A 25,219-nucleotide genomic window follows, 5' to 3' on the forward strand; every position below is an offset into this window, starting at 1 on the left:
ATTTAAACCACTGATGTTTAAAACAAACGTTTCAGTTTTATCTAAAAACATATTATACCTCCATATCTATATAAAGTGACATACGTATATTAAAATTAATATTTAGTGCCCTTAAAATTATACATGTTTTAAATTCTATTAAATTGTACCACTCTTTTTAAAAGAAGACACTAGGTCTTTAGAACGAAGTATAAAATTTTTGGAAATTCCTAGGGTTTTAAAGTCGAAATATTTAGAAAATTCTGTTGTTTAGATGTTCAAAATATGATACATTCTTCTTTATTAATACAGAGAGGGAAGTGTTTTAGATGTTATCAAAAGTAAGTAAGTTTGCAACGAATACGTTCTTAGTATGGATGCTTATTGCAGCTGTCATTGGTTTTATATTTCCAATGCAACTTTCTACTTTAAGTAATTGGGTACCTTATTTACTAGGAATTGTTATGCTAGGTATGGGATTAACCATAGACCCCAAAGATTTTAAAATCATATTTCAAGCACCTAGATCTGTAATCATTGGTGTGGTTTTGCAGTATACGATTATGCCTTTAAGTGCGTTTTTAATTGTCAAACTGTTTCATTTGCCTTCAGAAATTGCAATTGGTGTGATTTTAGTTGGATGTTGTCCAGGTGGTACATCTAGTAACGTTATGAGTTACTTAGCAAATGCAAATGTTGCATTGTCAGTAGCTATCACAAGTGTTTCAACATTACTAGCACCATTTTTAACACCAGCTTTAATATATTTATTTGCGCATGAATGGTTACAAGTTTCATTTATCAGTATGTTTTGGTCAGTCGTTCAAGTGATTTTAATACCAATAATCATTGGGTTTGTACTGCAAAAACTGTTCAAGACATTTGCTGACAAGACTGCCACTGCATTACCAATCGTTTCCGTTGTAGCTATTTCATTAATACTTGCATCTGTAGTTGGTAGTAGTAAAGCACAAATTTTAGCCACTGGATTGCTTATTTTTGCGGTTGTCATTCTTCATAATTTGATTGGCTATATACTTGGTTATACATTTGCCAAAATCCTAAAATTAGACCGACCGGACAAAAAGGCAGTATCGATAGAGGTAGGTATGCAAAATTCAGGGCTAGCAGTTTCTTTAGCTACAGTACATTTCAACCCATTATCTGCTGTTCCAGGAGCCGTGTTCAGCTTAATACATAATATTACAGGTCCAATACTTGCAAAATACTGGAATAAAAGGTAAGTATCATTGATTTTAAGATAAAATTAGTATGAAGTTCTAAACTAAGAGGAAAACATTAATTTTTTCGTGTTTTTCTCTTAGTTTATGTTATCTCTGTCTTTGATAGGCTAGAGAAGTATAAAATATGATACACTGACAATAATTTGATTCAATTCTATTAAATTATAGGAGGGGAAATGTATGTATCGCGCTGTGATATTTGATTTTGATGGTACAATTATAGATACAGAAAAGCACTTGTTTGAAATAATAAATAAACATTTAAATCATTATGGTTTGGAAGAAGTTAGTTTAGATTTTTATCGTCAATCTATTGGGGGATTGGCTTCAGATTTGCATCAGTATCTAGAAGGCCAACTAGGACAAGAACGTAAAGAAAAAATATATCAAGAGCATAATGAAACGAGTATACATTTACCGATAGTTACACATATGAAACAACTTATGGATTATTGTAAAGTGCGCCATATACCCATGGCTATTGCGACAAGTAGTTTTAGAAACGATATTCAACCAACGTTTGATCAATTAGGATTAGATGCGTATATTGATGTTGTTGTTGGACGAGAGGATGTAGAAGAAATAAAGCCAAGTCCCGAACTATATTTAACAGCAGTTCAAAGATTAAACTATAATCCTGTTAATTGTTTAGCTATAGAAGACTCAGTCAATGGGGCAACTGCAGCGGTGAATGCTGGTTTAGATGTTATTGTAAATACGAATGATATGACGGAAAAACAAGATTTTAGTAACATAGTATATTTAGATAAAGACATATCAGGTACAGCTATCATTGAAAAATATTTTGAAAAAAGTAGAGGCTAACTTATGAATGGTTATTTAATTTTATTTTTTTTAGGAGGCCCAATTGTTTTAGCAATAGGAAATTTAGTTTTAGGACCTATTTTTAATAAAAAAGTCCCCTTAAAAATACAATTCCGGTCATTTATGGTTGGAAGTCTTATTTACTTATTGGGAGCTTTGGCCTTATATTATCTTATTTTACAAAATCAATTTTAATTTAAAACCCCTTATTTTGACATTGGAAAATGCTTCAATAAGGGGTTTTATAATATCGAAATGAAAAATGATAGTCTATTTTAAAAATTGAAGTATTAGTGTCACAATAACTAATATGAGTAATATAGAATCAATACCTACCATAATTGCAAAACGTGGATTTTTTTCTCCAGCAGCTTTAGATTTTTTTACAGCTTTTAAATTAGGGATTAAACTTACACTTAGTAAAATGATAACAACAATACCAATGAAAATACTCATGATTTATCACCACCATTTTTATGAGTATCGATATATTCCCAGATATACCCTGCAATGATACCAATAATCAATCCGGTTATGATACCGATTTTTAAAGCAGAAAATATAGCGCTGATTATGATTGCAATTAGTAGTGAAATAGGTAATGTAATACCAAATTTATATTTTCGCTCTGGTGAATTTACAATAGTAAAAATTAAGTAATATAGTATCCCAAATACAACAATCGTTAGTAAACTTTTTAGCATTAAATTTCCGGCAGAAACATCACTATCGCTAAAATAATTAATTAGGAAAAATAATATACCAAATATAATTGAAACTGTGATTGTACGTTTCAATAGATGTTTATTCATATTGAACTCCTTTATAATAAAATCTATTGAGCATTATATCATATAAAATTAGGAACTATAACTTCATGAACGTTAGACTCTAGCTCATCATTACAATAATGCAAGTTGTAGTCATTGTACTTTACTTTTTTGATATTGCTTATGGTCGTTTAAATAAGCATAGAACAAGCCTATTACTAAACCGCCTCCGATATAATTGCCGATACCTGCCCCTAGCAAATTGATTAAAGCAGGCATGGCTGAAAGTACATCACTATGGTAAACGACTCCACCTGCGAATAATACGGTATTATAAACAACGTGTTCGTAACCCATAAATGCGAAAATGGATACACCAAACATCATGACAAACATTTTTGCCAAAACATCATCAATTTGCATAGCTATGACAAGCGATATATTTATAAAGAAATTAGCAAAAATACCTTTTATAAGAATGGCAACAAAACCTGCCGTTAGTGTTTTATGATCAATTGTAGCTTCTAATTGTTGCATCATCTCAGGTGTCATAATGTCTGAGGAACGAATCAATAAGAAGAACACCAATCCACCTAAAGCATTACCAATAAAACAGAGTACAAATATTTTAAAAACGCGGATTGGCGAAATGACGCGATAATACAGTCCAACTGTAAAATACATAAAGTTACTCGTTAATAATTCGGAATTTGTAAAAAGTATTAACACTAAAGCAAAACTAAATGCAACCGCACCGACTATATTTGCAACGCCCATTGGAATATCAGAGGCTAATGAAGCTTTAATGAGCAATACAAAAACTGTAATCACACCTAAAATAAAACCAGCCATTATGGCACGTAATAGATAACGTTTTAAATAAAAACTTTGTAAAATATCTTTGGCACGAATTGTCTCTACGACATGATGAACCCACGCTTTACCATAAAAAACTTTATCCCATTTAATATTTTTTTCGTTCAAAACTTTATCCTCACTTTCTATTAATTAAAAATAGTATACTATGTTACGGTGTTTTTGTGAAAGAATTCACAAAATAATCATAATTAAATAGTGACACTCAATTAACTAAAGATAGTATTTAATTGCTCTCTATCATATTGAAATGAAAATTTACATTGCGTTTTCTCTAAATGTAATCTAAAATAAAACATATGTAAGGGCTTACATAAATGAAAAATAATTGTTTTAATTTTTAGAATTTATAGTATAATAGCGTCATAATAAGTGAATTATTTTCACTTATATTTGAATGAGATGGGGTTTGAATGATGAATGAGAATAACGAATTACAAAGGGGACTAGGTGCACGTCAAATGCGGATGATAGCACTTGGTGGAACGATTGGTGTCGGACTCTTTATGGGGGCGACAAGTACGATTAAATGGACAGGGCCTTCAGTAATATTTGCCTATTTAATAGCTGGGCTGTTTTTATTTTTAGTGATGAGAGCTATGGGGGAAATGGTATATTTACACCCGACTTCAGGTTCTTTTGCAAACTTTGCAAGTGATTACATAAATCCAGTTGCTGGTTATCTGACAGCATGGAGTAATATTTTCCAATGGGTTGTTGTAGGTATGAGTGAGGTTATCGCCGTTGGAGAATATATGAATTATTGGTTTCCTGATTTACCACAATGGATACCAGGTATTATAGTTGTATTATTGTTGGCTGGTGCTAACTTAGTATCAGTTAAAGCTTTTGGTGAATTTGAATTTTGGTTTGCAATGATAAAAGTAGTAACTATTATCTTGATGATTATTGCAGGGTTCGGTTTGATTTTCTTTGGACTTGGTAATGGTGGAGAGGCTATAGGTCTTTCTAATTTATGGTCACATGGTGGCTTTATGCCTAATGGTTGGATTGGTTTCTTCTTCGCACTTTCTATTGTAATTGGTTCTTATCAAGGTGTTGAATTAATCGGTATTACTGCTGGTGAAACGAAAGATCCACAAAAAAATATTAAAAGTGCGGTTAATGGTGTTATATGGCGTATATTAATTTTCTATATCGGAGCCATTTTCGTTATTGTAACTGTTTATCCTTGGGATGAATTAGGAAACATTGGCAGTCCATTTGTTGCAACATTTGCAAAAGTGGGTATTACATTTGCTGCTGGACTCATTAACTTTGTAGTTTTGACTGCAGCGATGTCAGGATGTAATTCTGGTATATTTAGCGCTAGTCGAATGACGTTGAACTTATCTCAAAAGGGCATGTTACCTAAATTTTTCCGTAAAGTTATGAAAAATGGTGTTCCTATTTGGACGGTTACTGCAATAGCAATTGGTATTTTAGTTGGCGCGTTATTAAATGTTATTTTGCCTTTATTTATTAAAGGGGCAGATAGTATTTTTGTTTACGTATACAGTGCCTCGATTTTACCAGGTATGGTACCGTGGTTTATGATATTAATTAGTCATTTAAGATTCAGAAAAAATCACAGCGAAGAACTCAAAAATCATCCTTTTAAAATGCCAGGCGGCGCAATAACAAATTATATTACAATGGCGTTCTTTATCATGGTGTTAATCGGCATGCTATTTAATAAAGAAACAGTTGTTTCAGTTGTTATTGGTATTGTGTTCTTAGGTTTTATGACATTGTTCTATTATCTAAAAGGCTATCATAAATTAAGTGATGATCAGCAACTTTAAAAAATATAATAACACATCAATTTGTCAGCAATATTAAGTAGTCATAAATGATACATTTTTTTGTATCATTTATGACTTTTTTGTATATCCGTCATTACGTTGGTACACTTACATAAATGCTTTTACAAAAATTTAACAATAGAAAAATACTCACTCAAAACTCGTGCTTTAGAATAAAGTTGAGGTCATAATACATATCTAAAGGAGTTATTATATGAAAATACTTAATAAACTAGCTACTGCTACGATTGCAGGGACAATCATTGCCGGTTCATCGTTAGGGAGTGTACAAGGGACTTATGCTGCAGGGAAAAAAGATGAGTCTAAAGATTCAAATCAGAATGCTGATGTAGCTTATATGGGTAATACAAAAAATCCTAAAAACGTTATCTTTTTAGTCGGTGACGGTATGGGACCTTCGTATAATTCTGCTTATCGTTATTTTGCAGATAATCCAGATACTAAAGAAATGGATCAGACCGCTTTTGATAAATATCTAATAGGGAGTCAACGTACAAACCCTAATGATCCAAAAGAAAATGTTACTGATTCAGCAGCTGGTGCAACAGCATTTAGTTCAGGACAAAAAACGTATAATGGAGCTATAGGCGTCGATGCTAATAAAAATAATGTTAAAACAGTATTAGAACAAGCTAAAGAAAATGGTAAATCAACTGGTCTCGTATCTACGGCTGAAATTACAGATGCTACGCCTGCTGCATACGCATCACACGTTGATGATCGTGATAAAAAGGATGAAATTGCTAAACAATTTTACAATGATAAAATTAATGGCAAGCATAAAGTCGATGTACTACTAGGTGGTGGTGCTGAGTATTTTGGCAAAGACAATGGCAATTTAAAAAACAAATTTAAAAAAGATGGTTACGATGTGGTTACAAATAAAAATGAACTACAAAATTCCAAAAGTAAACAAGTATTAGGATTATTTGCAGATAATGATATGCCATTACAGATAGACGCACCAGACAAAAATCCAAAATTAGTGGATATGACTGATAGTGCCGTAAATAAATTAAAACAAAACGACAAAGGATTCTTTTTAATGGTTGAGGGCGCTTCTATAGATAAATCAGGGCATCCAAATGATGTAACTGGGGTAATGTCAGAAATGTCTGGATTTGAAAAATCATTTGAATATGCTATGAATTATGCAAAAGAAAATCCAGATACACTTGTGGTAGCTACTGCAGATCATTCTACAGGTGGCATGTCTATTGCGAAAGGTAAAGATTACGTTTGGAACCCAGACGCCATTCACCAAATGAAACATTCAGGTAAATATATGACTGAAGAAATTAGCAAAGGCAAAAATGTGGAGAAAGTCATTAAAGATGGTTACGGTTTTGAAGTTTCAGAAGATCAAATGAATAAAATAAAAGATGAAGCTAAAAAACTTAAAGATCTTAAAAAAGATGAAAAAGCATATGAAAGTCAATTACAAAAGGTTCAAGATGCTGTACAAAAACCAATTAATGACAAATCAAATACTGGTTGGACTACTAATGGTCATACAGGAGAAGATGTAAATACTTATGCATATGGCCCTGGTAGTGATAAATTCAAAGGAAATATTGATAATACTGATAATGCCAAAAATATTTTCGACTTTTTTCAAAATGATGTAAAGTAAACAACTAACAAATAAATAGTGTTAGCGATAGATTAAAAACGAGAACGACATAGAAATCCTTTATCAAAATGCGATTTCTATGTCGTTCTCGTTTATGATGTTATTTAAAAAGTGATGTCAGCAATGATTTAGTGTTTAAACTGGATTTTAGACAAATGTTTACGATAATTATCAAGTGCCATTTTAGACTGTGTGATTGAGTCTAACGAACGTTGATAATTTAAAGCAATAAATCGATAATAAAGAATATCTACCGTAAAAAGTTGTGCAAATAATGATGTTGTTGCGGCCATGCGTAGTTCATTCTCATCAGTTTGACCATAAATTAAAGTATAATCAGAAATTTTAGCTACAGGATTATTGTTCGAGCTTGAAATCGTGATGATAGGTATATTATAGTCAGTTGCAACTTTTGCCATAGATTGCATTTCACTATGACTACCTTGGTTGGTTACAAAAATAATACAATCTTGTTCATCATGAGTAGCCATGGTAGTCATTAATAAATGCGTTTCTTGTATTAAGCGCACATTTAAACCAATCCGAGATAATTTTTGATATAAATCTGTAACAATAACGAGTGATGCCCCATAACCAAATAAAAATATGGTACGCGCATGTTTTAATGTGTCACAGATGTCATCGATGTGATGTTGTTCAATTTGTGAAGCAACACAACTCATTGTATCTGTTGCTCGGGCTAACATTTTAGACTTGATAATATCGACGGATTCATTATCAATTAATTCCATATGATTATTGTTGATTGCATCTTCAGGCAAATAACGTGAAATTGTAATTTTAAGTTCTTGAAACCCTTTTTCTGTTATTTTCTTGCTAAAACGTACAATGGATGCTGTACTTGTATTAATTTCATTTGAAAGGTCTTGGACAGACATATTAATGATACGATGAGGTTCGTTTAAAATAAAATCAGCAATTTTTTTTTCACTTTTTGTAAAAGTTTCATATATATTATCAATTTTATAAAGTACGTTGGTCATAGTTTAACCACCTAAGTTATCAGATTCTCTCATTGATTTTGTTGTACCTAAAAAGAAGGTGAAGAGGAAACCACCGATGTAAGCAGCGATTAATCCTGCAATGTATCCTAAGTACATATGATCTGAAATCAAAGGTAACAATGAAATACCACTCGGTCCAATAGCGGTAGCACCGATGTGTCCAATACCACCAACCACTGCACCGCCAATACCGCCACCAATACATGCGGTAAAGAATGGTCTACCAAGAGGTAACGTGACCCCATAAATCAAGGGCTCGCCAATACCAAGGAAACCGACAGGCAGTGCACCTTTAATTGCATTTCTCAAAGTAGTATTTTTCTTACATCTTACCCAAAGCGCTAATGCGGCACCAACTTGTCCTGCACCTGCCATAGCAGCAATTGGTAGTAAGTAAGTAGCACCAGATTGATTGATCATCTCAATATGAATAGGCGTAAATATATGATGTAATCCTAACATAACTAATGGTAGGAAGAAAGCACCAATAATAAAGCCACTAAAGACGCCACCAATATTAATAACACCATTCACTACGGATACTAAACCGTCAGAAACAAAACCAGCTAAAGGCATAATGATAAAGATTGTTGATAATCCGATAACAAATAAAGTGATCGTGGGTGTTACGATAATATCAATGGCATTTGGTACAATCTTATGTAATCTCTTTTCTACGAGACTCAATAACCAAACAGCAAAGATAACACCGATAATACCACCTTGCCCTGCTTGTAAAGGTTCGCCTGTAAAAATATTAGTGATCATATTTTCTTCTGTTAATCCTGTTAGTAATGTTGTTCCTCCAATAACACCACCTAAACCTGGTGTTGCACCAAATTCTTTAGCAGCATTGATACCAGTGAAAATGGCTAAATATGCTAACATACCATCTTTAATTACGTTAAAAACAGTAACAAGTTGCGTAATCCATGAGCCAGATATGACCTCTGCAGCTAGTAAGTTGCTTAAAACTGCAGCAATACCACCGATTAAACCTGCACCAATAAATGCTGGAATCAATGGGATGAATATATTAGCGATTGTTTTTAATAATTTATTGAATTTGCCACGTTTTTGTTTACTTTGAAAAGCGGCTTTGTTTTCTTTGGCTCTTGCTTCAGTTTCTGCTTTATAATCTTTAGTTTGGTGAGGGATGGTTTCACCTAAACGTACACCACTCATTTCAGATATATGAGCAGCTACCTTATTAACTGTGCCAGGTCCAACGACTACTTGTACACGGTCATCTTTGACCACGCCCATTACACCTTCTGTCGATTTTAATTTATCATAGTTAACTTTATTTTCATCGTGCACCTTAATTCTTACACGCGTCATGCAATTTATAACATTTTCCATGTTCTCTAAACCGCCAACTGCATTTACAATACTTTCTGCAAGTTTTTGTTCTTTAGACATCATAAAACCCTCCTATATACATAAATTATTTTAAGTATTTGGTTTAATTTTTGATTGCTTGCTTAACGATGTGATTATTTTTTTCTAAACGTTGTTGTGCATCTGCTTTTGATGTATCACACATATGCATAACGATAGCAACTTTAAGGTTATGATCTGCAGCATGATATAGTTTTTCAGATTGTTGATAAGAAATGTCGCAGATATCTTGTATAATGCGTATGGAACGGTCAATTAATTTTTGATTTGTAGCTTTTACATCAACCATGAGGTTATCATAAACTTTACCGGCGCCAACCATTGTGATTGTTGAAATCATATTAAGCATTAATTTCTGAGCTGTTCCAGATTTTAATCTTGTAGAACCTGTTAAGACTTCAGGACCTACATTAACTTCAATTGCATTTTTAGCTATGCTACTTATTTTAGTGTTTGAATTGCATGAAATTGAAACAGTATGTGCACCAATGTGATTCGCATACTTTAATCCGCCGATAACATAAGGTGTATTACCACTAGCAGCAATACCGATTAAAACGTCTTTTTCATTAAGGTGAATATGATGTAAATCTTCTTCAGCCAAGGAGGTACTATCTTCAGCACCTTCAACAGCAACAGTCATGGCTCTTTGTCCACCTGCAATTAATCCAATGACTTCATCTGGAGACGTATTGAATGTGGGCACACATTCAGCAGCATCAAGCACCCCCAACCTTCCACTTGTTCCAGCACCTATATAAATAATTCGACCACCAGCTCTAAATTGTTTTGTAGTGATTTCTATGACTTTAGTCAAGTCTGGTATGACTTTTCTAATTTGTTGTGAGACTTTTTGATCTTCATCATTCATTGTTTTAAGAATTTCTGTTATAGACATCTCATCTAAATGCATTGTCGCTTTATTTCTAGATTCAGTAGTTAAATCACTCATAAATTTCTACTCCCTTGTTTTTATAATAAATTTAAATGTATCATTGGGCTTCATACAACGAATCAAACTGCGCTCAGCTTCACAAATTTCACCTATAACATTAATGTGAGGATGCGCTGGTAAGTCAGTTTTCAAAAGTTGTAATTCTCCTTGATAACGTCCGTTCAGTTTATTATCGATGGTAACTGTACCAGTGTTTCGAACTGTTGTATTATAAGTATTAATTTCACTTGTACAATAGTGTCTAGCTTCTTGTGAGCGAATTACATCTTGTGGGTTGTCTGGTCGTACAGTGTGAGGTTGCTGTAATATCTTAGTTGCTTGAATATCTAATAAATCAATTGTGAGTGTGAAAGTTCTATGACATAATACGTTCATTAATTGTTCGTCTAGTGGTGCGCTAATTTTAGTATCACCAATCAAAATTTGTGTTGTCAGATGATCTAATAATAGCTGTGCACTTTCGATAGGGTGTTGTGCTCTCGTTGATTCTATGGTTGGTAAACCTTTAAAAAGGGGGCCACGTTTTGTAGTGCCTGGAATAAAACCGAAGATCGTTGCGTTTGGATTATAGTTTAAAATTAGTGAGTTTTGAATATGAACAAATTCAGTTGTTAGACCTGTATCTGGCCGTGGATAATAGTTATGGCAATAGCATAAGTGTGTAAAATCATCTAGTTTTTCATAAAGCTGTTGAAGTAGTGATTCAGAAAGTATACTGGCATTTAAGCAACAGTGAAAACCATGTTGGATAATGTCATTAATAATTTCTATAGAAGTACTGTGATCAATACGAATCATAAATTGCGCATGATGATATGATTGCAAGAATTCATAAAAAGATTGATCCAGCAATGAAGGATTGATATCAATCATATACGTAAGTTGTTCGTCTGATAAATAATTTAAAAGTTCTCCCAAATAGCGATATTTAGATGTTTCGTCTTCCTCTGGAATTTGTACAGATGTGAAAATGGTCGTATATCCCAAAGCAATCATTCGTCTAATATATGATTTATCAATGGGTTGTCCTAAATAAATAGAAAAGCCATGCATTGTTATCACTCCTATATTGCTGTAATCGATTTCATTTTACAACACATGAAAAAGTATTACAATTTTAATTTTAAAAAAATCTCATTTTGAAATATTATTACAAAAACGCTTGTAATAACCTTTGTGTTTCCAATAATTGATTTTGTAAGGTATCGAGGTACTTAATTGTATTTCCAATAGTGAGTTCTTCAATGGGGTTGGTGTCATGGATTAAAAGGAATTGGTAATAATTATAATGGGGTAAAGAAAATCGTTGTAAGCTGATGTCTGAAAACACGATAAGTTCGTCTTTAATAAACTGTTGGATATCTTGTTTGTACTGTGCTTTCTTTTTATTTTGAGTAACGATAGCAAATTTATAAGTTTCAATTAAGTTTAATAGTTGGTTAATGCGTTGAGCGAGTTGATGAAATTCTAGATTATACATAAAATGCATCCTTTCGTATAAAAAATTTAAAATGATGAATATGATTTTCTGATTTTGTTAAGCATGGTAGGATATACACTATAAAATTAAAAATGAATTTAAAGGGGCTTTTAAAAAATGGAAAAAACAAAATATAGTTTTAAAGATATTGTATGGAAAGACTTTTTCCTTATTGCGATTTTAATTGTAAGTATGATTGTTTTTACAGTGATTGGTATTTTATTTAGTTTTGTTTTTGTAGATCATTTAACAGAAAAGATAGTGATTAAAATAAGTGTGGTTGTACAACTGTTATCATACGTAGTTACTGTGTTTAGCTTTTATTTTTTACATACCAAGGACTTTAAAATGAATTTGAAGAGAAATATAGCATTTATAAAGCAGCATTATTTATTTCTTATCATCGTGACGATTGTTATGATGGTTTGTAGTGGAATTTATAACATGGTGATGCAAATGCTACCCAATGGTATTGGGTTTAATGAAACTCAAAATGAATTAGAACTAATGAATTTATTTGATCAGCCGTCATTTTTACCGTTTACATTTTTGTTAATTGTAATTGGTGCACCATTAGTGGAGGAAATATTTTTTAGACATTTACTGATAGGTGAATTAGGGAAAAAATTTAATGCTATTGTAATGGGTGTTATTTCAGCCATTCTATTTTCACTAATGCATGTGATGGGAGCGGAATCTCCATTAGAAATAGGAAGTTATTTAATTTTAGCGATTGCTATGGTCTATGCATACATCAAATCAGGTTTTAAACTCATTGCAAGTGTAAGTATTCATATGCTCAATAATTTAATCTCATTTGTTTTTACGCTAATTACGTTATATACATAATGGACAAGGTTGAAAAAATCCCACTGAGCTTTTTTAGGACTCAGTGGGATTTAAAAATTGTTGATAGTTATTGATAGTAATATCTTGTGTTTTTATTTTTTTCTCAAATGAATATGAAATATCATGGATATCAACAATAGGTATTTCATTAGTTTTACCGAGACCAATTTCAAAAATAACTGCTTTCCATAATCCGTCTGTACATAATAAGCCTATAAAAATTACATTTTCAGTCATAATCTCATTATTTTTATTATACTCCATAGCCATCACATTTCTTTCGGTACAATAGATTAAGACTTCTGAAAAAATGGGCGGCAAGTCAACATGTGTTTGTTGATTGAATTTAATATATCGGTCTAGCTTTTTAAGCGCCCGTCTCATTTTCGTATAAGGTAAATTTAAACATTTTTTAATAATTGCGTTTATCTCTTCTTTATATGGAAGTGTAGTATATGATTGACTTTCATTCAATACTAAGAATAAAGCGGTGAGTTGCTTATCAGTTAATTCGAGCTCATAACTATTTGGCGTCTCTTGGAGTTGATAACCACCTAATTTTCCATGTTTTGCTAGAATTTTTACTCCCTGATCTTCTAAATCTTGAATATCTCTTAAAATTGTACGTTTCGATACATTTAAGTCTGTCGCGAGTTCTGAAGCGGTAATTTGCTTATTTTGTTGTATGGCTTGTACCAATTTATTTTGCCTTTCGCGTTTATTCATTAGAAAGTCACCTCCCAAATGATTACATATTACATTCATTATAGCATAAAAGTGACAATGACGACATTTATAAAGTTTTAAAAAAAGTTATAGAAAACGCTTACATTTTCCGGTTGTTTATGTTAGTATAATAATTAGTAACAAGGGGGTAGCGAAAAGATGACAAAGGGGTAGGCTATTACATATAGTTTTGTTAACATCTTTTTCGTACGAATTACTAAGCAAACATCTTCAATATTTATTACTTACTTTCCTTTCTATAAGAGGCTGGGGCAATTAAATTGTCTCAGCCTCTTATCATTTTATTGAATATCATACTTATCGGTATAGAATAATGAAATCATTTATCGGACGATAGTGAATCGAATAGTTTGTTACCGTAATTATATTTATATGATAAAATAAAACAAATTATACATATGAAATAATTAAAATGAAAAAATTTAGTGATTCGCTTAAAGAGGAGGTCGCAAATGAATAAAGAAACATTATTAGATATAGATAATTTAGTTAGAGATTGGTTAACAACATTAGATGATATTATCCCACAATTAATAAAACAAATGGTTACTTCAACGAAAAAAAATCGATTTGATTTAGTGACTAATGTAGATAAATCTATTCAACAAAATTTTGAGCAATTTTTACAGCAACATTTTCCAAATCACCAACTTTTCGCGGAAGAAAAATCGAATGAAGGTATTCAAGCAAAAAAGGGTCATGTATGGGTCATGGATCCGATTGATGGTACTACAAATTTAGTTAAGCAACAGGAAGATTATTGCATTATATTAGGCTACTTTGTGGATGGTGAATCTACGTTATCATACATTTATGATTATCCACACGGCAAGCTTTATAAAGCTATCAAGGGCCAAGGCGCATATATGAATGATAATTTATTGCAACAGCCTGAAGATTTAAAATTAGAAGACGCGATTATTTCATTTAATACTTTGGTAATGAATGATGATACGATTCATGATTTAAATGATGCTTCATTTGGATATCGTTTCATTGGTTCATGTGGCTTAGATTCTGTGCGCGTAATTTTAGGACAATTTGGCGCACATGTAAATACAAATCCTAAACCATGGGATATCGCTGCACAGTTTTTATTCGCTGAAGAATTGGGATTGACAATGACGACGTTAAATAATTCAACTTTAGATTTTGCGAAAGCGGGACCATTTATTATAAGTAACAAAGCTTGTCATAAAGAAATGTTGACGATTCTAAATTCAGGATCTGGGTATCAAAAATAATTATTTTAAAATATTAATTATTTAACAATAGGTCTTAAGCACCATGTTCATTAAATAATTTTACTATATAATCTATAATTAATTGAAATAGAAAATCGAATATAGAATGGAGAATGAAAAAGGTGAATCGTTCTAACGAATATAATAAAAAGAAAATGGGGTTGCCCGCAAAAGTATTTTTGTGGTTTTTGGGTTTATTGTTAATTTTAGCAATTTTAGCCGTTGTGTATTTAGGTTTTAAAATATTTTCTGTCGGTGGTGCAATACATAATCCATTGGATAGGGATAAGTCATCTTTGAGGGAAAAAGAAGCCAACCTTAATAATGGAGATCCATTTACGATTGCTTTATTTGGTGTAGATTCAGATGCCAAAAGAGCTGCTAATGGCGGAGGACAGCGTAGTGATACGATTATGGTGTTGTCTATCAACCCAGAGAAGAAATCTACTGAAATTGTGAGTATACCTAGAGATACTCAAGCAGATATCGTAGGTAAAGGTACAACTGAAAAAATAAATCATGCATACGCGTATGGTGGTCCTGACATGGCAGTGAAATCAGTAGAAAAACTATTGAATGTGCCGATAGATCACTATGCAACAATAGACATGGATGGAATGAAAGATATGATAGATACTGTTGGAGGTATTGATGTCACTAGTAACGCTACCTTCTCATATGATGGATTCCAATTTAATGAAGGACAAAAGTCTCGAATGGATGGAAAAGAAGCAATGGCGTTTATAAGAAGTCGAAAAGAAGAAGGTGCTGGTGGCGACTTTGGAAGACAAGAACGTCAACAATTAGTTATACAAGGTCTTGCCAACAAATTGACAAGTATCAGTTCAGTTACGCATTTTAACTCGTTGATGAATCACGTTGAAGATAATGTAAAAACTGATTTGACTTTAGGTGAGTTGAACAAAGTTAGAGGTAATTATAAAGATGCAAATGATAATGTTCACCGCCATCAATTAGAAGGTCAAGGTGGCATACAAGATGATGGTCTATATTATTTTGTACCTAGCCAAAGTTCATTATCTGAAATAGAAAGCGATATAAAAGATAATTTAGGTATCTAATTTAATAAATACACGCAACCACTGTATTGGTTGCGTGTATTTTATTTTTGTCACTAAAATAATAATTTTCAGAGAGAATATTTAACACTATAAATTAAAACTTATATTAAACAGTTAAAAATCAGTAGAAAGCCTTAACATTTTATTGATTTACATATACAATATAAATAACATTACCAAAAAGTGTGGGGCTTTTAAGATGGAATGTTGTCAGACATCTTTGATTCATAAACATGGGCTTTATAAAATTAATAGGGGTGAATAATATGCAAGAACATTTAATTATTACATTAGATGGCAAAGATTATCTTGTGGAACCCGGCACAAATTTACTACAATTTATTAAATCACAAGATACGTTTGTACCTTCTATATGTTATAACGAATCGCTTGGTCCAATTGAAACTTGTGATACGTGTACAGTAGAAATAGACGGTGTGATGCAACGTGCTTGTAGTACGACGATAGATAGACCAATGATTGTAAATACACAAAATGATAATGTACAAACAAGTCAAAAAGAAGCATTAGATCGTATTTTAGAAAAACACATGCTTTATTGTACAGTATGTGATTATAACAATGGTGATTGTGAGATTCATAATACAATGGATCAGTGGGGTCTCGAACATCAAACATATGAATATAAGGAAAAACCATATGAAAAAGACTATGGACCTTTCTATCGTTACGACCCAGACCAATGTATTCTTTGTGGAAGATGTGTGGAAGTGTGTCAAGACGTCCAAGTCAATGAAACTTTAACGATTGATTGGGAACGTCAACAACCACGCGTGATTTGGGATAATGATACAACAATTAACGATTCATCATGTGTTGGTTGTGGTCAATGTGCAACTGTATGTCCTTGTAACGCTATGTTAGAAGTAAACATGGAAGGAAACGCAGGCTATATGACAGATTTAGAGCCAGGTTCACTTGCTGCGATGATTGACTTAACTAAAAAAGCAGAACCAGGCTATGGCCCACTATTTGCAGTATCTGATTCTGAAGCGGCGATGCGTGAAGAACGCATCGAAAAAACTAAGACTGTATGTACATATTGCGGTGTTGGTTGTTCCTTTGACGTATGGACAAAAGGAAGAGAAGTATTGAAAGTTCAACCTCAACACGAATCTCCAGCCAACAAGATTGCAACTTGTGTGAAAGGTAAGTTTGGTTGGGATTACATTGATTCAGAGGAAAGATTAACTAAACCATTAGTACGTAAAAATAATCAATTCGAAGAAGTAGAGTGGGATGAAGCATTACAAGTAATTTCTGAAAACTTTAACAAAGTAAAAGCTTCTCACGGATCTGATGGTCTAGCATTTATTTCTTCTTCAAAAGCAACTAATGAAGAATCATATTTAATGCAAAAGCTTGCGAGACAAGTAATCGGTACGAATAATGTCGATAACTGTTCTCGTTACTGTCAAGCACCTGCGACAAAGGGATTATTTAGAACTGTAGGTCATGGTGGTGATTCGGGTTCAATCAACGATCTTGAAATTGCTGATATGGTTGTTTTAATAGGCACAAATACTGCTGAAGCACATCCAGTCATTGCTTCTCGCATTAAGCGTGGACATAAATTATATAACAACACATTAAATGTATTTGATATACGTAAACATGAAATGGCAGAAAGAGCTGACAACTTCTATCAACCTAAACCTGGTACTGACTTAGCCTGGTTATCAGCGGTGACAAAATATATTATAGATAATGACTTGCATGATAAAGCATTTGTTGATGAATGGGTAAATGGCTTCGATGAATATCATAAGTCTTTAGCACCATTTACAATGGAATTTGCCGAAGATACAACAGGCATTTCAAAAGAAGCACTCATAGATTTTGCACATCAAATGGTTAATGCTGAAACAGTGTCAATTGCGTGGGCTATGGGTGTCACACAACAAGATATTGGTAGTGACACGTCTACAGCAATTTCTAACTTATTATTAGCAACAGGCAATTATAGAAAACCAGGTACTGGTGCATATCCGCTTCGTGGTCACAACAACGTACAAGGATGTAGTGACATGGGTAGCATGCCTGATCAATTCCCTGGTTACCAAAAAGTAGCAGACGATGAAATTCGTGCAAAATTTGAAAGAGAATATGGTGAAACATTACCGAGTGTTCCTGGTAAAGATAATCACCAAATGATGGAAGGTATTCACGCAGGTGAAATTGACGCATTGTACTTATATGGTGAAGATACAGGTATTGTTGATTCAAATATCAACTATGTACAAGCTGCACTAGAAAAAGTTGGGTTTTTAGTCGTACAAGATGAGTTTTTCACTTTCACTGCTTCATATGCAGATGTAGTTTTACCAGCATGTCCTTCATTAGAGAAAACAGGTACATTTACGAATACTGAACGCCGTATCCAACGTTTATATCAAGCCCTTGAACCTAAAGGCGAATCTAAACCAGACTGGGTCATTATTCAAGATGTAGCTAGAACACTAGGTTATGATTGGAATTACACGCACCCAAGTCAAATTATGGATGAAATTGCTAAACTGACACCATCTTATTCGGGCGTGAACTATGACAGATTAGATGGTTACAATAGTTTACAATGGCCTGTGGCTGAAGATGGCACGGATCAACCAACATTGTATTTAGATGGATTTAACTTTGAAGATGGTAAAGCGAATTTCTATCCTTTAACTTTCGATAATTTCTTTAAAGTGAATGAAAAATATGATTTACATGTAAATAACGGTCGTTTATTAGAGCATTTCCATGAAGGAAATATGACTTATAAAGTACCAGGTCTTGCATATAAAGTCCCTCAACCATTTGTAGAAGTATCTCCAGAACTAGCACAAGAAAGAGATATTCATGAAGGGGCAGAAGTTAAGTTGATTTCAGATAGTGGTGAAGCTGAATTAATTGCACATGTCACTGATAGAGTAAAAGGCAAAGAAATTTATATTCCACTTAATAACAATGCAATGATAAATGGTGATCAAGGTGCGATTAACTTATTGACGAACAGTGATGTGGATAAAGATACAGACACACCTTCTTATAAGCGTACAAGTTGTCGTATGGAAGTTAAAACACGTAGAGGAAAATCACCATTAAACCCTACAAACTTCCGAGTAGATAAACAAAGACAACCACAATATAGCGTACGTGTTGAAGACAAATGGAAACGTGATGATTACACATTCCCAGGAAGTCAGGTGAATAAATAATGGCTGAGAGAATAACGAAAATTAAGCGCATGCAAAAGTCTGAAGAACAAATCAAACAAGAAAGTTTAGCAGAAGTAACAGATGCAATTGCAGCAAATAAAGATAGTATCATGAAAGCTATTAACATTATTAGCACGTTGGATGATGCTAAGATACTAGATGCAGTATCAGGTATGGTCAATAGTCGAGGTGTTATTGCTAATAAATTCGCAGTTGAATTAAACAAAGAACAATACACAGGATTGATTACAAATATGGCATCACTTGTTTTCATTTTAGGTGACTTGAATGTCAATGACTTAAGCATTATGTTAAATAAAGTAAATAAAGGATTAAGTGTTGCAAATCAAGCTAGTCCAAACCAAAAAACATCTATCACTGGCTTAATGAGTGTACTTAGAGATGACGAAATGAATCGTAGTTTAACTTATATGTTGAATATGCTCAGAGGTATGTCTAGATCATAAAATGAAGTATATATATTGATGAAAAAAGCTCTTATTGTGAATTTTTATTCACATAAGGGCTTTTTTGCTATGATAAATGACATATTGAAAATTAAGTAAATATGATACAATTTCAATAAACAGAATGATTTGCTTAGAATATGATTACAAGGAGTGGAGTCTTATCAATCCGAAATTAATTAAAACCATGGCTATTATATCAAATGTATTTTTAGTCATTGGTATTATATTTTTAATCACTTTAAATATTGCGATGGCGATTACAATGTTTGTTGTTTCATTGGCAATTAGCTTAGTGATTTTCAACACATTATTTAGAAATCGAAAAGGCATGCGTATTGCAATTAACGTTTCCTTTATAATAGTACTTATTGCGATTATTTTTGCCTATTTCACATTAACTCAATAAAATGCAATGCAGGGAGATTTTAAAATATGAACGAGCGTGTTAAGCAACGTATACCGTTGATATTATTAATATTAATTATTGTGATATTTGCTATTTTATTAATAATAAATGAAACATCTTTATTTGAGAAACAAAGAACACATACCTTTAATGAAGCGGTAGATAAGCAAGTAAGTTCAGACGCATTAAATATGAAAGAACAGGAAGGTAAATTCATTAAAGCTTCTACTGCAGATGTGAAAAAAGCAATGGAGGTTAATAGTGATCAAGATGATTTAAACCATATGGATATTTCTGAAAAGGTATCTATGTCTGAAGCTGAAATAAATAAAATTTTAAAAAATAAAGGTGTATTAAAAGGGAAAGGTAAAACTTTTCTAGAAGCACAAGATAAGTATGAGGTTAATGTTTTATATTTAGTGAGTCATGCCTTAGTTGAAACAGGTAATGGTAAATCGGAATTAGCTAAAGGCATTAAAGATAAAGGTGAAAGGTATTATAATTTTTTTGGTATAGGTGCATTTGATGAAAATGCTGTCCATACTGGTAGTAGTTTTGCAAAGAAACAATCGTGGACATCACCTGAAAAAGCAATTATGGGTGGGGCCAAATTTGTAAGAAAAAATTACTTTGATAATAAACAAATCTCACTTTATCAAATGAGATGGAATCCTAAGACACCAGGTGAACATCAATATGCAAGCGATGTGGATTGGGATGATAATATCGCTTGGTTTATGAAACATTTTTATAAAAATTTAGGCATTAAAAAAGATGACATTAACAAAGATTATTACTTGTAGTTGGATTATAGAGTATTGCAATCGCAATTTTTACAAGCTTTATTTAAGTTTTGTTATGTTATGATACAAATGTGAATATAATATTAAAAGATTAGGGAAAGTTGGAGTGAATAAAGATGAAAATAGCCATCGTTGGTGCAGGTATAGGTGGTTTAACTGCAGCAGCTTTATTAATAGAGCAAGGTCATGATGTAAGTGTATTTGAAAAAGAGGATACAGTATCTGAATTAGGTGCTGGTATTGGCATTGGTGGTAATGTCATTGAGAAACTGAATGGTCATGATTTGGCAAAAGGACTTAAAAACATTGGACAAGTCATCGATATGATGGAAGTTCGAGATGATAAAGACAAACTATTATCAAAACTTAAGTTGAAAAAAAATACAGTTAATTTAACGATGTCACGTCAAAGTTTATTAGAAGTGATTAAATCTTATGTACCGGATAGCGCAATTTTCACCAATCATAATGTGACAGGAATTGAAAATGGGGATTTGAAAGTAACCTTACAATTTTCCGAGCAAACTTCACAATCATTTGATTTATGTATCAGCGCTGATGGTATCCATTCAAACATAAGACAAGCAATAGTGCCAAATAGTAAGCCAATTTATCAAGGATACGCAGTATTCAGAGGCTTAGTTGATGATATTGATTTAAAAGATAACAATGTTGCTAAAGAGTTTTGGTCTACAAAAGGTAGAGTGGGTATTGTACCATTATTAAATAACCAAGCTTATTGGTTTATTTCAATTTCTGCCAAAGCCCATGATTCTAAGATACATGCTTTTGCGAAACCACATTTACAGGCAAGATTTAATCATTTTCCTAATGAAGTCAGACAAATATTAGATAAGCAAAGTGAAACGGATATATTGTTACATGATATGTATGATTTAAACCCATTGAAATCGTTTGTTTATCAACGTGTTGTACTTCTAGGTGATGCTGCACATGCAATGACGCCAAACATGGGGCAAGGTGCTGGTCAAGCGATGGAAGATGCTATTGTTTTAGCGAATTGTATGCAATCATATGATTTTGATTTAGCCTTAGAACGCTATAATAAATTGCGTGTAAAACATACAAAAAAAATAGTGAAACGTTCTAGAAAAATAGGGAAAACTGCTCAAAGAACAAATAAATTCGTCGTGAAAACGAGAAATAAAATTGCTAAAATTTTACCTGATCGATTACTTTCAAATCAGACAAAATTTATTTATAAGTCTAAAGCAAAGTAAAGCATATACTTTGGCCAAAGACTCAATATCACAAAACGTGTAAATGTAATTCAGAAAAATTACATTTACGCGCTTTTTAATATTAAAATGTGCTATTCTTAGATAATTTTTCTAAGGTAATAATCTAGTTTGTTATTTTCAGTGATTCAATTATGTCAGCCAGAACGATCCGCTAACATAAAAAATTTTTAAATTTTTATTGAATCATCAACTTTGCTAATAGAAAAAACACTTTCGTACTGTTCATTTTAAATGAATTCTACGAAAGTGTTTTTATTTTAATCCTATTGATATAGGGCAATTTATATTTGATTTAATAAAAATTGATGTTTAAACATGAGTTAAAAATAAGTGATGTCACTGCATTGTTATTTTGTTAAATTATCAATGATTAATTAACGACAAATTTAGGTTCATCACCATTAAGTTTACTTATTGTGTCATTTGCTACAATTTTTGACATCATATCACGTGATTCAAACGTAGCATTACCAATGTGTGGCGTAATGACAACATTCTCTAATGATTTCAGTTCATCATTAATTTCAGGTTCAAATTCAAACACATCTAATGCTGCACCTTCGATGTCTTTATTTTTTAATGCTTCTACTAGAGAGGCTTCATTTACGATAGGGCCTCGAGCTGCATTAATAAGATAACTTGTTGGTTTCATTGACTTGAATTGTTCTGTGTCAAAGAGATGGTGTAAATCTGGATTATATGCAGCATTAATTGTAATGAAATCTGAGTGCTGTATGAGTGTGTCAAAATCAACATATTTAGCACCAATTTCACGTTCTTTATCAACTTTTTGATGAGGACCTGTGTATAGTACATTCATATCAAATGCTTTGGCACGTTTTGCCACTGCACTTCCAATTTCTCCTAAACCAATAATACCTATTGTTTTACCAGAAACTTCTCTACCACGGAAGAATAATGGTGCCCATCCGTCAAATCCAGTTGTACGACATAATTTATCGCCTTCAGGGATGCGTCTTGCAACTGCCAATACAAGTGCGAAAGTTAATTCGGCAGTAGAGTTTGTTGATGCTTTTGGTGTATTGGTTACATCAATTTGCTTTTGACGTGCATATTTAATGTCTACATTATTGAAACCAGCACCATAGTTTGTGATGATTTTTAAGTTTGAGCCTGCATCAATCACATCTTTATCAACATTAGTAGATAGAAGACTGATTAAAGCGTCGGCATCTTTAACACCTTGAATCAATGTTTCTTTATCAATAATTCCTTTACCTTCATACATATCAACTTCATAACCTTGTTCTTTTAGCAAGTTATACCCTACTTTTGGTATTGGGCCTGCAATAAATACTTTTACCATATATAATCACTTCCTTTACTTAAAGTATAGTAAATTTCATATAAGTAAACAAACTTTTACATTGCTCTCAATTCAAACAAAGTAAATATCACTTGTGATTATCATTGTAGCGTTATATAAGCATTTTATTTTAGTAGATACTGTACTAAATTTAAAAGTTACGTTAACCAACGATTTTTAAACCAACAATTGCTAAAACAATGACAACAATAAAGAAAATACGCTTGATATTTTTAGATTCATTATAGATAAGCATGCCAGCTAGCGTGCCTCCACCTGTACCTATACCGCTCCATACTGCATAAGCCGTTCCCATAGGTATGCCCATTGTCATTGCTAGTTTAAGTGTGCTAAAACTACAAATAAAGGCAACTGCTAAAAGCACTACGAACAGTTTCTTTTTAGTACGAGCAATTTCATTTAGAATAATGACACCAACAACTTCTAATAAACCTGCCATAAATAGTATCATCCATGCCATTATTGTTCAGCCTCCTCTGTAGTTAATTTAAGACCGATAATTCCTATAACAAGTAAGATAACTAATGCTATTTTCATAATGTTAAAATGATCACCGAAAATTATCATATCAACCAGTACTGTTCCAATAGCACCAATACCTACAAATACAGCATAAACAGTACCAACAGGTAATGACTTACAAGCTGAAATGACTAAATAGAAACTCAAAATTAAGATAATAATCGTACCGGTCCAACTCAAAAATGAATCAGCAGAGTTTAACCCAGTAACCCATAATATTTCTATAATCCCTGCCAAGATAACTTTAAACCACTGCATTTGCTTTAACCTCCTTTTTACATGAAACGCTACTATTTTCTCAAACTTTTAATTAGCCTGCAATATGTAAGCGTTAATTCAATATAAAAGGGTCTAGTATATACAGTACTTTGACAAGTGAAAAGGCAATTTTTATTGAAATCATATAGAAATTGCCTTTTTAAATATGGTTTTAGTTATAATTAGCTCATTGAGTCGCTACTTTTCTTTTATTAAATACCATTAATATAAAGAAATAATGATTATAATAGGACAATTGTTTTAGGATTTACTCTAAAGTGATTTATTGGTTTATAAAAAGGCGGTTGATTTTGTGAGAGTCACATCATTCAGCTACGATCATTAAGCAATTTTTCTATTTTACGACTAGAGAATGATATTATGTGTACATATATATAGTGATTTTTAACCTCTTGTTAGTATGATATTGCACCACAAGATGTTTAAATGCATCGAATACATTTTCAGGGATTGTTTTATCGATTTCATTCATTAATATGTCGTGGCATATCTTTTGTGAGAAAATGAACTGAACTTTCCATTGGTAGTGTTTGTAGAGTCAAGTTATAATCTTATACATATATCGCTCGTTAATTTAATAGCGGCTATTAAATGATACGTATAAATCTTATTTTTTGAATGACAAAATATAAGTTGTATCGATTTTGTTATGTACTAACGCCCGTGGGAATCCGTATGAGTGAGAGACGACAGGCTCGCACAATCCCCCCTAGTCAACTACGCACAGTCAAAATCGTAAAATTTTAAATATAAAGAGGACCAATCCATATTAAGGATTGGTCCTCTTATTTTAAGAATGGGGATTTATGTCCCAGACGCTTATATAAGTTACTACTTGTTATTAAAAACAGATTGTTATTGACATTTTTAATATAAATAACTGTATTTATCATACGCATAAAATCATGAAATAAGTATAAGACCTTATGTTTTGTATGACTCCCAATCGTGATGACTTAATGACAATATTAG

General features: G+C 32.4%; 25 protein-coding genes. 13 read left to right on the forward strand and 12 right to left on the reverse strand.

Annotated elements, in window-relative coordinates:
• The first annotated feature begins 308 nt into the window (after positions 1 to 308).
• The 3 genes from CD150_RS05450 to CD150_RS05460 all read left to right on the forward strand — a co-directional run bounded on the left by CD150_RS05450 (position 309) and on the right by CD150_RS05460 (position 2,243).
• Positions 309 to 1,223, forward strand: a complete 915-nt coding sequence (locus tag CD150_RS05450) for a bile acid:sodium symporter family protein (protein ID WP_073343904.1) — start codon at positions 309 to 311, stop codon at positions 1,221 to 1,223.
• A 180-nt stretch (positions 1,224 to 1,403) separates the two neighbouring features.
• Positions 1,404 to 2,048, forward strand: a complete 645-nt coding sequence (locus CD150_RS05455; RefSeq protein ID WP_073343901.1) for an HAD family hydrolase — start codon at positions 1,404 to 1,406, stop codon at positions 2,046 to 2,048.
• A 3-nt stretch (positions 2,049 to 2,051) separates the two neighbouring features.
• Entirely contained in the window at positions 2,052 to 2,243 is a 192-nt protein-coding gene (locus CD150_RS05460) for a hypothetical protein (RefSeq protein WP_046208493.1), read from the forward strand.
• A 75-nt stretch (positions 2,244 to 2,318) separates the two neighbouring features.
• On the opposite strand, the gene CD150_RS05465 is transcribed toward CD150_RS05460, so the two are convergent.
• The 3 genes from CD150_RS05465 to CD150_RS05475 form a co-directional block, all read right to left on the reverse strand.
• Positions 2,319 to 2,504: a hypothetical protein gene (locus CD150_RS05465; protein WP_073343898.1), complete on the reverse strand. Its 186-nt coding sequence runs from the start codon at positions 2,502 to 2,504 to the stop codon at positions 2,319 to 2,321.
• Positions 2,501 to 2,860 (reverse strand): SND2/TMEM208 family protein, encoded by a 360-nt coding sequence (locus CD150_RS05470; RefSeq protein WP_073343895.1) that lies wholly within the window; start codon positions 2,858 to 2,860, stop codon positions 2,501 to 2,503. The genes CD150_RS05465 and CD150_RS05470 overlap by 4 nt, the downstream gene beginning before the upstream one ends.
• Positions 2,861 to 2,971: 111 nt before the next feature.
• Positions 2,972 to 3,802 (reverse strand): formate/nitrite transporter family protein, encoded by an 831-nt coding sequence (locus CD150_RS05475; protein ID WP_073343892.1) that lies wholly within the window; start codon positions 3,800 to 3,802, stop codon positions 2,972 to 2,974.
• Positions 3,803 to 4,110: 308 nt separating this feature from the next.
• On the opposite strand from CD150_RS05475, the gene CD150_RS05480 reads away from it, so the two are divergent.
• Together CD150_RS05480 and CD150_RS05485 are read left to right on the forward strand one after the other, a co-directional pair.
• Entirely contained in the window at positions 4,111 to 5,499 is a 1,389-nt protein-coding gene (locus tag CD150_RS05480) for an amino acid permease (RefSeq protein WP_046208490.1), read from the forward strand.
• Positions 5,500 to 5,713: 214 nt separating this feature from the next.
• Complete coding sequence (locus tag CD150_RS05485; protein ID WP_046208489.1) at positions 5,714 to 7,153, forward strand: alkaline phosphatase; 1,440 nt, start codon at positions 5,714 to 5,716, stop codon at positions 7,151 to 7,153.
• Positions 7,154 to 7,281: 128 nt separating this feature from the next.
• On the opposite strand, the gene CD150_RS05490 is transcribed toward CD150_RS05485, so the two are convergent.
• From CD150_RS05490 to CD150_RS05510, 5 genes are all read right to left on the reverse strand, one after another.
• Entirely contained in the window at positions 7,282 to 8,157 is an 876-nt protein-coding gene (locus tag CD150_RS05490) for a MurR/RpiR family transcriptional regulator (protein WP_046208488.1), read from the reverse strand.
• 3 nt (positions 8,158 to 8,160) lie between these two features.
• Positions 8,161 to 9,600, reverse strand: coding sequence for a PTS transporter subunit EIIC (locus tag CD150_RS05495; RefSeq protein WP_064209356.1), 1,440 nt, complete (start codon positions 9,598 to 9,600; stop codon positions 8,161 to 8,163).
• 43 nt (positions 9,601 to 9,643) lie between these two features.
• Positions 9,644 to 10,531, reverse strand: a complete 888-nt coding sequence (gene murQ / locus CD150_RS05500) for an N-acetylmuramic acid 6-phosphate etherase (RefSeq protein ID WP_073343889.1) — start codon at positions 10,529 to 10,531, stop codon at positions 9,644 to 9,646.
• 6 nt (positions 10,532 to 10,537) lie between these two features.
• Positions 10,538 to 11,587 carry a MupG family TIM beta-alpha barrel fold protein gene (locus CD150_RS05505; protein ID WP_073343886.1) on the reverse strand — a complete coding sequence of 350 codons (1,050 nt, stop codon included), beginning with the start codon at positions 11,585 to 11,587 and terminating at the stop codon, positions 10,538 to 10,540.
• Positions 11,588 to 11,684: 97 nt separating this feature from the next.
• Complete coding sequence (locus CD150_RS05510) at positions 11,685 to 12,014, reverse strand: hypothetical protein (protein ID WP_073343883.1); 330 nt, start codon at positions 12,012 to 12,014, stop codon at positions 11,685 to 11,687.
• A gap of 117 nt (positions 12,015 to 12,131) precedes the next feature.
• On the opposite strand from CD150_RS05510, the gene CD150_RS05515 reads away from it, so the two are divergent.
• Complete coding sequence (locus tag CD150_RS05515; protein WP_073343880.1) at positions 12,132 to 12,863, forward strand: CPBP family intramembrane glutamic endopeptidase; 732 nt, start codon at positions 12,132 to 12,134, stop codon at positions 12,861 to 12,863.
• Positions 12,864 to 12,896: 33 nt separating this feature from the next.
• On the opposite strand, the gene CD150_RS05520 is transcribed toward CD150_RS05515, so the two are convergent.
• Complete coding sequence (locus tag CD150_RS05520; RefSeq protein ID WP_046208482.1) at positions 12,897 to 13,589, reverse strand: helix-turn-helix transcriptional regulator; 693 nt, start codon at positions 13,587 to 13,589, stop codon at positions 12,897 to 12,899.
• 473 nt (positions 13,590 to 14,062) lie between these two features.
• Here CD150_RS05520 and CD150_RS05525 point away from each other — a divergent pair, with 473 nt between their 5' ends.
• From CD150_RS05525 to CD150_RS05555, 7 genes are all read left to right on the forward strand, one after another.
• Positions 14,063 to 14,854 carry an inositol monophosphatase family protein gene (locus tag CD150_RS05525; protein ID WP_103161414.1) on the forward strand — a complete coding sequence of 264 codons (792 nt, stop codon included), beginning with the start codon at positions 14,063 to 14,065 and terminating at the stop codon, positions 14,852 to 14,854.
• 113 nt (positions 14,855 to 14,967) lie between these two features.
• Complete coding sequence (locus CD150_RS05530; protein WP_225792135.1) at positions 14,968 to 15,936, forward strand: LCP family glycopolymer transferase; 969 nt, start codon at positions 14,968 to 14,970, stop codon at positions 15,934 to 15,936.
• 266 nt (positions 15,937 to 16,202) lie between these two features.
• Positions 16,203 to 19,157 (forward strand): formate dehydrogenase subunit alpha, encoded by a 2,955-nt coding sequence (fdhF, locus tag CD150_RS05535; RefSeq protein WP_073343874.1) that lies wholly within the window; start codon positions 16,203 to 16,205, stop codon positions 19,155 to 19,157.
• The gene (locus tag CD150_RS05540) at positions 19,157 to 19,624 is read left to right on the forward strand and encodes a helical membrane plugin domain-containing protein (RefSeq protein ID WP_103161415.1); all 468 of its coding nucleotides are present in this window, start codon (positions 19,157 to 19,159) and stop codon (positions 19,622 to 19,624) included. The genes fdhF and CD150_RS05540 overlap by 1 nt, the downstream gene beginning before the upstream one ends.
• Before the next feature lie 124 nt (positions 19,625 to 19,748).
• Complete coding sequence (locus tag CD150_RS05545; RefSeq protein ID WP_073343871.1) at positions 19,749 to 20,033, forward strand: hypothetical protein; 285 nt, start codon at positions 19,749 to 19,751, stop codon at positions 20,031 to 20,033.
• Between the two features lie 26 nt (positions 20,034 to 20,059).
• The gene (locus CD150_RS05550; RefSeq protein WP_046208478.1) at positions 20,060 to 20,836 is read left to right on the forward strand and encodes an N-acetylglucosaminidase; all 777 of its coding nucleotides are present in this window, start codon (positions 20,060 to 20,062) and stop codon (positions 20,834 to 20,836) included.
• A gap of 116 nt (positions 20,837 to 20,952) precedes the next feature.
• Positions 20,953 to 22,077: an FAD-dependent monooxygenase gene (locus CD150_RS05555; RefSeq protein ID WP_073343868.1), complete on the forward strand. Its 1,125-nt coding sequence runs from the start codon at positions 20,953 to 20,955 to the stop codon at positions 22,075 to 22,077.
• Between the two features lie 391 nt (positions 22,078 to 22,468).
• Here the strand turns inward: CD150_RS05555 and CD150_RS05560 are convergent, their stop codons facing one another.
• From CD150_RS05560 to CD150_RS05570, 3 genes are all read right to left on the reverse strand, one after another.
• Positions 22,469 to 23,425 (reverse strand): 2-hydroxyacid dehydrogenase family protein, encoded by a 957-nt coding sequence (locus CD150_RS05560; protein ID WP_073343865.1) that lies wholly within the window; start codon positions 23,423 to 23,425, stop codon positions 22,469 to 22,471.
• A 163-nt stretch (positions 23,426 to 23,588) separates the two neighbouring features.
• A complete protein-coding gene (locus tag CD150_RS05565; protein WP_046208475.1) occupies positions 23,589 to 23,906 on the reverse strand; it encodes a DMT family transporter in 318 nt (105 codons plus the stop codon).
• The gene (locus tag CD150_RS05570; protein WP_046208474.1) at positions 23,906 to 24,226 is read right to left on the reverse strand and encodes a DMT family transporter; all 321 of its coding nucleotides are present in this window, start codon (positions 24,224 to 24,226) and stop codon (positions 23,906 to 23,908) included. The genes CD150_RS05565 and CD150_RS05570 overlap by 1 nt, the downstream gene beginning before the upstream one ends.
• Positions 24,227 to 25,219: the final 993 nt, after the last annotated feature.

It is taken from the genome of Staphylococcus ureilyticus, from assembly GCF_002902235.1.
Taxonomy (GTDB): Bacteria; Bacillota; Bacilli; order Staphylococcales; family Staphylococcaceae; genus Staphylococcus; species Staphylococcus ureilyticus.

Bases quoted from the DNA above. Each gene is read 5' to 3' on its own strand.
- CD150_RS05450 (WP_073343904.1), top strand. From the start codon at position 309: ATGTTATCAAAAGTAAGTAAGTTTGCAACGAATACGTTCTTAGTATGG.
- CD150_RS05455 (WP_073343901.1), top strand. From the start codon at position 1,404: ATGTATCGCGCTGTGATATTTGATTTTGATGGTACAATTATAGATACA.
- CD150_RS05460 (WP_046208493.1), top strand. From the start codon at position 2,052: ATGAATGGTTATTTAATTTTATTTTTTTTAGGAGGCCCAATTGTTTTA.
- CD150_RS05465 (WP_073343898.1), bottom strand. From the start codon at position 2,504: ATGAGTATTTTCATTGGTATTGTTGTTATCATTTTACTAAGTGTAAGT.
- CD150_RS05470 (WP_073343895.1), bottom strand. From the start codon at position 2,860: ATGAATAAACATCTATTGAAACGTACAATCACAGTTTCAATTATATTT.
- CD150_RS05480 (WP_046208490.1), top strand. From the start codon at position 4,111: ATGAATGAGAATAACGAATTACAAAGGGGACTAGGTGCACGTCAAATG.
- CD150_RS05485 (WP_046208489.1), top strand. From the start codon at position 5,714: ATGAAAATACTTAATAAACTAGCTACTGCTACGATTGCAGGGACAATC.
- CD150_RS05490 (WP_046208488.1), bottom strand. From the start codon at position 8,157: ATGACCAACGTACTTTATAAAATTGATAATATATATGAAACTTTTACA.
- CD150_RS05495 (WP_064209356.1), bottom strand. From the start codon at position 9,600: ATGTCTAAAGAACAAAAACTTGCAGAAAGTATTGTAAATGCAGTTGGC.
- murQ (WP_073343889.1), bottom strand. From the start codon at position 10,531: ATGAGTGATTTAACTACTGAATCTAGAAATAAAGCGACAATGCATTTA.
- CD150_RS05505 (WP_073343886.1), bottom strand. From the start codon at position 11,587: ATGCATGGCTTTTCTATTTATTTAGGACAACCCATTGATAAATCATAT.
- CD150_RS05510 (WP_073343883.1), bottom strand. From the start codon at position 12,014: ATGTATAATCTAGAATTTCATCAACTCGCTCAACGCATTAACCAACTA.
- CD150_RS05515 (WP_073343880.1), top strand. From the start codon at position 12,132: ATGGAAAAAACAAAATATAGTTTTAAAGATATTGTATGGAAAGACTTT.
- CD150_RS05520 (WP_046208482.1), bottom strand. From the start codon at position 13,589: ATGAATAAACGCGAAAGGCAAAATAAATTGGTACAAGCCATACAACAA.
- CD150_RS05525 (WP_103161414.1), top strand. From the start codon at position 14,063: ATGAATAAAGAAACATTATTAGATATAGATAATTTAGTTAGAGATTGG.
- CD150_RS05530 (WP_225792135.1), top strand. From the start codon at position 14,968: ATGAAAAAGGTGAATCGTTCTAACGAATATAATAAAAAGAAAATGGGG.
- fdhF (WP_073343874.1), top strand. From the start codon at position 16,203: ATGCAAGAACATTTAATTATTACATTAGATGGCAAAGATTATCTTGTG.
- CD150_RS05540 (WP_103161415.1), top strand. From the start codon at position 19,157: ATGGCTGAGAGAATAACGAAAATTAAGCGCATGCAAAAGTCTGAAGAA.
- CD150_RS05545 (WP_073343871.1), top strand. From the start codon at position 19,749: ATGATTTGCTTAGAATATGATTACAAGGAGTGGAGTCTTATCAATCCG.
- CD150_RS05550 (WP_046208478.1), top strand. From the start codon at position 20,060: ATGAACGAGCGTGTTAAGCAACGTATACCGTTGATATTATTAATATTA.
- CD150_RS05555 (WP_073343868.1), top strand. From the start codon at position 20,953: ATGAAAATAGCCATCGTTGGTGCAGGTATAGGTGGTTTAACTGCAGCA.
- CD150_RS05560 (WP_073343865.1), bottom strand. From the start codon at position 23,425: ATGGTAAAAGTATTTATTGCAGGCCCAATACCAAAAGTAGGGTATAAC.
- CD150_RS05565 (WP_046208475.1), bottom strand. From the start codon at position 23,906: ATGGCATGGATGATACTATTTATGGCAGGTTTATTAGAAGTTGTTGGT.
- CD150_RS05570 (WP_046208474.1), bottom strand. From the start codon at position 24,226: ATGCAGTGGTTTAAAGTTATCTTGGCAGGGATTATAGAAATATTATGG.